The sequence below is a fragment of the Xanthovirga aplysinae genome (assembly GCF_009711365.1).
In the GTDB taxonomy this organism is placed as follows: Bacteria; Bacteroidota; Bacteroidia; order Cytophagales; family Cyclobacteriaceae; genus Xanthovirga; species Xanthovirga aplysinae.
In genome coordinates, this window is record NZ_SMMB01001088.1 from 1 (window position 1) to 7,914 (window position 7,914).

Here is a 7,914-nt window from a genome sequence, read left to right on the forward strand (position 1 = left end):
AGCAAAGCTTAGCTTGGGTGCTTGGGTTTTTCCAGGCAGGTAAGATTGGGTGGGATAACATTATGGTGTTTTGAATTTGAGGAGAGGATTGCCATTTGGAAGGAGAGGATTATGCTTGAGGTATTTAGCTGCAGAGAATATCGGGCTTTCATTCCAATATTTTACCAGCATTAACTCCGGCACTATTAAGATCATTTATTGAAATTTCTATATCTGATTCTTGCCATGTCCTGTCAGATATAGACTTGGAGGTTTTGGTTTAATAAGGGAGAATCTGACTTCCATTATTTTCAGGAATTTGATGGCGTGAATAAATGCATTTCATTTTTCAGTAAAGGCTACAAATCATCAGCTTGCTTTTTCTAAAATTCCAACCCTTTAACCGTAGTTCTTGGTTATGGAATAGGGGACCAAGGAGTTTTGCCCATTTCAATGAGTAGGTAAAAATCAAAACGCTTAATTTCTTCTATCCAATGATGTCCATTGAGTACCTCTCATTTGCGAAGGATAATCCATAAGGGCCTAGAATTAAAAAGATAAGCATGGGTGAGAAGGAGTATAATGAAAGAAATGAGAACAAAATATATTCTTCTTTTTTTCTTATTTGAAATTCAAATACAGCAGGCTTTTGGACAACTGAGTATAGAGGAATGTTATGAAAAAGCCAGGAGAAATTATCCATTGATTAAACAATACGGTTTAATTAAAAGGGCAAAGGATTATACTTTATCCAATGCAAATAAGGCTTATTTACCTCAATTTAAGGCAGCAGCATTGGAGGCATTTATTGAAGGAATTCCCCCTGCCATTCTGCCAAGGAAATTTAATTTTATAGGCCTGGCCGTACTGAGTCAGAGTATTTGGGACGGAGGCAACACCAAAGCAAAGAAAGCGGTGGAAGTGGCCAATTCTGGAATTGACAAGGCTAATCTGGAGGTTTCTATGTATAGCATTAAGGAGCGAGTCAACAACTTATTCTTCGGGATATTATTATTAGAGGAGCAGCTAAAGCAACTGCAGCTTACTATAAAGAATCTGGAGCAACACCTGGAAAGGACACGTATAGCGGTGGAAAATGGCAAGACCTATCCTACGGATTTGGATGAAATCGGGGTACAGATCCTCAACATAGAGCAGCAAATGACCGATCTAAGACATAATCGATTAGCTTATCTTGAGGTACTTTCAGCAATGATTGGGGAATCGATTGGAGAGCAAAAGAAACTGTTAAAACCAGTGGTCATGGAGAATAAATATCCTTTGTCCATCAATCGCCCTGAATTGAATCTATATCAAAACCAAAAGAAGCTTTATTTGGCCCAACATAAGGTAAATAAAGCAAGCCTTTATCCTTACATCGGGGTAACAGTCCTTGGTTTTTTTATTGTTCCAGGTATAGATATCGCAGGTTCCAGTATTAGTACCGTATTTGTAACGGGAGTGAACCTCTCATGGTCAATAGACGGCCTTTATAAGAATGCAAATAACAAAAAGCTGACAAAGATAAATATACAGAAGGTAAGGGTGGAAAAGGAGACCTTTTTGTTCAATACTAACCTTGAATTAAGTCAATATGAAAAGGAACTAGAGAAATACCATACTTATCTTCAACAAGATCAGGAGGTGTTAAAACTGAAAAAGAAAATCAAGGAAGCTTATGAAGTAAGATATGAAAATGGTGTCAGCAGCATGACGGATTTGCTCGACAAAATCAATGATGAAAATATAGCCCAGCTGGATATGATTTTACATGAAATTCAATATTTGATGTCCGTCTATGAAATTAAGAATACCTCCGGGAATTAAGAGTTTGTCTAAAACAGGGGAGAGAAGGATAAATGCCTGTAGTGAGAGGAGTGTGTATAAAGGATTCCTTGCCTTATTAGTATTGCTGATTTGGTCTTGTGGAAACAACGAAATCCCTACGGATGCAACAGGTGTTTTTGAGGCCACGGAGATCATTGTCTCATCAGAAGTAGCAGGAAAAATTCTTTCTCTTCCTCTAGAAGAAGGACAAATTTTAAAAAAAGAAGTGCTTGTGGCTGTGATCGATAGCACGGATCAATACCTAACAAAGCTTCAGTTGAGAGCCAACAAATATGCATTATTAGCCAGTCGACCTGATCTCAATATTCAACTTAAATCCATTGAAAAGCAAATTGCCAAAAACCAAAGGGATAAAAGGCGGACCGAGAGACTTCTGGCCGGAGATGCCGCCACTCAACAGCAATTGGATGAGATCAACGATCAGCTCCGTATCCTTGAAGCCCAATTAAAGGCGCAAAGCAATACGGTAAGTACCAATGTGGATGCCATCAATGCTCAAAGCAGAGAAGTGGATGTACGCATTGCCCAAGCAGAAGAAATGTTAAAAAAATATGCCATAAAAAGTCCCATAACAGGAACGGTTTTGGTAAAATATGCCGAAGAAGGAGAGTTAGCTACTAATGGTAAAGCCCTTTTTAAAATGGCTGATTTGGAATATATGGTGCTTCGGGCTTATGTGACAGGCAGCCAATTAAACCAATTAAAATTAGGGCAAAAAGTGAAGGTTCTGGCTGAATTTGGAGAAGATGAGCAACGGCCCTACGAGGGAGAAATCCAATGGATTTCCAGTAAATCGGAGTTCACTCCCAAGACCATTACCACCCAGGATGAAAGATCCAATCTGGTCTATGCGATTAAGGTAGCCGTCAAAAATGATGGCTATTTGAAAATTGGAATGTATGCTGGAGTAAAATTTAAGGAATCATGAAGGCAGTAACAGCACAACATATTAAAAAAAGCTATAATGGAGTACAGGCCCTTAAAGGGGTAAGCCTGGAAGTGGAAGAAGGGGAAATATTTGGCATTATTGGTCCCGACGGAGCAGGGAAAACGACTTTATTCCGTATCCTTACTACTCTGCTCTTGCCCGATTCCGGATCTGCCATGGTGAAAGGATTCGATGTGATCAAAGCCTATAAGCTGATTCGGCGAAAGGTAGGCTATATGCCCGGTCGTTTTTCTCTTTATCATGATTTAACCGTGGTAGAGAACCTACGCATTTTTGCTTCTCTTTTCAATACCTCTATAGAGGAGAATTATGATTTGATTAAAGATATTTATCAGCACATTGAACCTTTCAAAAAGAGAAGAGCCGGCGCTCTTTCGGGTGGAATGAAACAAAAATTGGCCCTCAGCTGTGCGCTCATTCATAGGCCAGAGGTCCTGTTTCTGGATGAGCCTACCACGGGCGTCGATCCTCTTTCCAGAAAAGAGTTGTGGGAAATGCTAAAAAAATTAAAAAAACAGGGAATCGCTATCCTGGTTTCTACCCCCTACATGGATGAAGCCAGTTTGTGTGATCGCATTGCCCTGATCCAGCATGGTATTTTTTTGAAGACGGAAACACCTCAAAAGATCATTGCTCAGTTTGAAAACATTTTGTGGTCGGTACACAGTAAGCAGATGTTTCAATTATTGAAGGATCTGCGTAGTAACCCCCATGTACTCAGTTGCTATGCTTTTGGTGATACCCACCATATTACGGTGGAGAAAAAAAAGGCAGCCCCGCATGAAGCTGCCATTACAATAGCAGAATTGGAAGCTTTCTTAAAAGAAAAGGGGCATTTGGACATTAAGATTGACCCTATCCAGGCGGGGATTGAAGATAGTTTTCTAGAATTGGCCAATAAATAAAAGAGAGATGAACGTCATCATAGCAAAAAATCTAACCAAAACGTTTGGGGATTTTATGGCGGTGGATCATATCTCTTTTGAAGTAAAAAAAGGAGAAATCTTTGGTTTTTTGGGAGCAAACGGAGCAGGAAAAACCACAGCCATGCGTATGCTTTGTGGACTGAGTAAACCCACTTTCGGAATGGGGCAAGTGGCAGGCTTTGATATTGTAAAACAATCAGAAAACGTCAAGGCATGCATTGGTTATATGAGCCAGCGATTTGCTCTATACGAAGACCTGAAAGTATGGGAAAACCTACGCCTGTATGGTGGGATTTATGGCCTTAGAAATGCACAGATTAATAGGAAAATAGATGAGATGCTGAATCGTCTGGGATTTCAGGCCGAAAAGAACACCATGGTAAGCGCCTTGCCGCTGGGTTGGAAGCAAAAACTGGCCTTTACTGCAGCCATCTTCCATGACCCTAAAATTGTTTTCCTGGATGAACCCACCGGAGGAGTGGATCCTGCTGCTCGTCGGCAATTTTGGGAATTGATTTATGATACCGCTGATCGGGGCATTACCGTTTTTGTCACCACCCATTACATGGACGAAGCGGAATACTGTAATCGGGTGTCCATCATGGTTGACGGAAGAATAGACGCTCTGGACAGCCCCAAGGCCCTAAAAGAAAAATTTCAGGTGAGTAATATGGAAGAAGTGTTTTTCCAACTAGCCGGCAAGGCAAAACGAAAAGATAGTTGATATGAGACAATTCCTAATATTTGCGCAAATGGAATTCTACCATATCTTTCGGGATCGCTGGACGGCCATCATGTTATTAGCCTTGCCCGTGTTAATGATTATCCTTTTTGGCTTTGGAATTTCTACGGAAATAAAAAATAGCAAAGTGGCTGTATACGATCCATCCCAAGATGTCGCTACCCAAACCATTGTGGATAATTTAGCTGCCAATGCATATTTTGATCTGGAAACCTATGTGAACACCCCGAAGGAGATCGAAACTATTTTTCAGAAATCTGATATTGGGTTATTGGTTGTTTTCAGTGAAAATTTTTATGAAAACCTACTTCATACCGGTGAGGCTCAGGTTCAGTTGATCACCGACGGAACCGATCCTAATACAGCATCTACGCTGGTCTCTTATGCCACCAGTATTATTGAGGAATACCAGGCGGAACTATTAGGGAATGACAAAGGTCCCACTTATCAAATCAGCCCCATAACGAAGTTACTATATAACCCCAACCTGACAGCCGTTTACAATATTGTACCAGGAGTGCTAGGACTTGTTTTAATTCTGATTTGTACCATGATGACATCAGTTTCCATTGCCAGGGAAAAGGAATTGGGTACCATGGAAGTGCTATTGGTTTCTCCTATTTCTCCACTATTAATTGTTCTGTCCAAGATAGCCCCTTACTTTTTGATATCAGTAGTGGATTTGATCAGTTTATTAGTGATTTCCGTTTTTTTGATGGGTGTCCCCATTAATGGAAGCTTCTTTGTGTTAACCTGCCTTTCTCTCTTGTTCATCCTGCTGGCTTTGTCCTTAGGTCTGTTGATTTCCACCATTGCGGAAAGTCAAATGTCGGCCCTTCTTATGTCGGCCATGGGACTAATAATGCCGGTTTCTTTGCTTTCAGGACTGATGTTTCCCATAGAAAATATGCCACTTCTATTACAGGTACTTGCACAATTTGTACCTGCAAAATGGTACATCGATGCCTTACGAGATGTCATGATCAAGGGCCTGGGCTTTTCCTCCATAATCCTAGAAGTAAGCATCCTTCTGGGCATGTTGGTGGTGCTGGTGTTAACCAGTTTGAGAAATTTTAAAGTAAGGTTGGAGTAACTAGGTTGCGAAAGAGTTTAAGATACCAGCTATTTCCATTTACTCATTTATTAGTTATTAATTACCATGTTACGCTATTTACTGGAAAAGGAATTTAAGCAGTTTTGGAGAAGTAAAGCAATGATTCGTACGGTGCTGTTTTTACCCTTCACCTCCCTGATCATTTACCCACTGGTAGCCTCCTTTGATATCAGGAACGTGAAACTCAGCATAGTGGATAATGATAAGGGGATGTATTCACAGCAGTTGATCGAAAAAGCCCGCTCCTCTGGTTATTTTAGAATTACTGATGTTTCAGGGAATTACCGACAGGCCTTAAAAAGTATTGAATCCAATAAAGCAGATATTATCCTGGAAATTCCTCTCAACTTCGAAAGGGAACTGGTAAGAAACGGGCAGGCAGACCTCATGGTGTCTGCCAATGCCGTAAACGGTAATAAAGGAGGATTGGGCACTGCTTATTTGAATCAAATTATATCGGATTTCAATACCGGAATTAGGACCCGCTTACAGCAGAACCCTGATGAACCCATCATTCCCTCCATGGAGATCCTACCCCTTTATCGCTACAATCCTTCTTTGGACTATAAGGTATTTATGATACCGGCACTGATCATCATGATGCTTACCCAGATGATTGGGTTTTTGCCTGCAATGAATATTGTGGGAGAAAAAGAAAGAGGCACCATAGAGCAAATGAATGTGACCTCTGTGAAGAAGTTCACTTTTATTCTGGCCAAACTGATTCCCTTTTGGGTGGCAGGCTATCTGGTTCTGACCATCGGTATTCTGATTGCCTTTTTCTTATGGAAGCTGGTGCCTGTAGGATTTATCGGTACCATTTTCATATTCGCTTCTATTTTTATTCTCGCTTTTTCCGGCTTCGGTTTGGTCATATCCAACTATGCTTCGACCGTTCAACAGGCCATGTTTATGATGTTCTTTTTTGTAATGACCTTTATTTTCATGAGTGGATTGTATACGCCCGTGGCAAATATGCCCGAAGCTGCCCAATGGTTTAGTAATCTCAGTCCCCTTAAATACATCATTGAAGTACTTCGGCTTATCTACCTAAAGGGAAGCTCCTTTTTGCAGCTTTTACCTCAATTCCTGGCCCTCTGTGGTTTTGCTATATTCTTTAATACCTGGGCTGTATTAAGTTATAAGAAGAGTGATTAAGGAGTTATGTTTTTTGGCCTCTCCCTTTAGACAATCTTGGGGCGTCGAATGTTTGGCAAACTGCCCGGCCTTATGGTGGTCCGGCTACCCTTGATCGGAAGAAAGGTTAAGGAATAATCCCTATTAAAAGTCCTTTATTAATAGGTTGAAAAATGGGTTCTTCTATTAATTGAAAAAATTGAGATTAAGCTTTAAATACAATATTGAATTCTCATAGGTGAAAACTTCATTATCATTCCTAAAATACTTTTCCAATTGGTCGCTTAATCGATTTTCAATTTCGCCTATTTCATTGTTGCCTTTCTCTACAACTGAAATGATGTTACTCTGAGTCAATAAGTATTGAATCAATTCTAGTTTGTTTAAAACTATTTCATTTGTAAAGGTTTCTAAGTCTAATCTTTCAAATCCATGTAATCTCAAATTATTCTCGCCCCAATCATATTGGTTATTTCTTGGTGGACTTGGATAGGATTTCAAATAATCTTCTTTGAACCAAGTTGAAAATTGACTATTATCTTTCATTTCCCCTGTGAACCAGTTATTGTAAATGATAAGCCAACCTTCAGCTTTTAATATTCTTGCCGCTTCATTTAAGAATTCATCAATTTTAAGCCAATGTATACCAGAAGAAACTGTTATTAAGTCAATGGAGTTAGATTCAATGGGTAAATCTTCTGCTGGTGCTACGATAAAATCGATTTTATTATTTTTGGGTGCCAAATTCAACATTTGTTTTGCTATATCAGTAGCAGTAATCTTCTTTGAAATGTCTAAAAGTGGGATGGTTGAAAGCCCTGTTCCGCAGGCAATATCAGCAACGTGATCTAATTTGTCTTCTAGTTTTAATTTATTCTTTATTTTATTCACCACTATTTTGTGATAGTAAGGTCTTCCTTTAGCATATCTTTTTGCAGCAGTTTCTGGATCAAAATAATTCATTCTTCTTGCAAGTAATTCTGACAAAAGTCAACTTTTATAAGTTTTAATGCCCTGAAAAATAGCTCGTTAGCTAGAGAAATTAATCGGTTCCTCTGATGCGGGGAACTTCAGCTAACGGCTCGTATAAGAAACCCAAGCCACTACATAAGCACTTTCGCTTCTATTTATATTTGACCGATTTTGATATTAGAAAAGGCGTTTGGATTGCGTAACAAAGGTCCTATGTTTTTTAGCATAGATGTAAAAGCAGCAGTCT

At 39.6% G+C, this 7,914-nt stretch carries 7 protein-coding genes; 6 read left to right on the forward strand and 1 reads right to left on the reverse strand.

The window, feature by feature from the left end:
- Window positions 1-570 precede the first annotated feature (570 nt).
- The 6 genes from E1171_RS12510 (at window position 571) to E1171_RS12535 (ending at window position 6,716) form a co-directional block, all read left to right on the forward strand.
- Entirely contained in the window at window positions 571-1,806 is a 1,236-nt protein-coding gene (locus E1171_RS12510; protein WP_187696427.1) for a TolC family protein, read from the forward strand.
- Complete coding sequence (locus E1171_RS12515) at window positions 1,778-2,755, forward strand: HlyD family secretion protein (RefSeq protein WP_155206346.1); 978 nt, start codon at window positions 1,778-1,780, stop codon at window positions 2,753-2,755. The genes E1171_RS12510 and E1171_RS12515 overlap by 29 nt, the downstream gene beginning before the upstream one ends.
- A complete protein-coding gene (locus E1171_RS12520) occupies window positions 2,752-3,681 on the forward strand; it encodes an ABC transporter ATP-binding protein (protein WP_155206347.1) in 930 nt (309 codons plus the stop codon). Before E1171_RS12515 ends, E1171_RS12520 begins: the two co-directional genes overlap by 4 nt.
- A 7-nt stretch (window positions 3,682-3,688) precedes the next feature.
- Window positions 3,689-4,426 (forward strand): ABC transporter ATP-binding protein, encoded by a 738-nt coding sequence (locus tag E1171_RS12525; protein WP_155206348.1) that lies wholly within the window; start codon window positions 3,689-3,691, stop codon window positions 4,424-4,426.
- A gap of 1 nt (window position 4,427) precedes the next feature.
- Window positions 4,428-5,537: an ABC transporter permease gene (locus E1171_RS12530; protein WP_155206349.1), complete on the forward strand. Its 1,110-nt coding sequence runs from the start codon at window positions 4,428-4,430 to the stop codon at window positions 5,535-5,537.
- Window positions 5,538-5,603: 66 nt separating this feature from the next.
- A complete protein-coding gene (locus E1171_RS12535; protein WP_155206350.1) occupies window positions 5,604-6,716 on the forward strand; it encodes an ABC transporter permease in 1,113 nt (370 codons plus the stop codon).
- 165 nt (window positions 6,717-6,881) lie between these two features.
- Here E1171_RS12535 and E1171_RS12540 read toward each other — a convergent pair whose 3' ends face one another.
- Window positions 6,882-7,682: a class I SAM-dependent methyltransferase gene (locus tag E1171_RS12540; protein ID WP_155206351.1), complete on the reverse strand. Its 801-nt coding sequence runs from the start codon at window positions 7,680-7,682 to the stop codon at window positions 6,882-6,884.
- Between the last annotated feature and the right edge of the window lie 232 nt (window positions 7,683-7,914).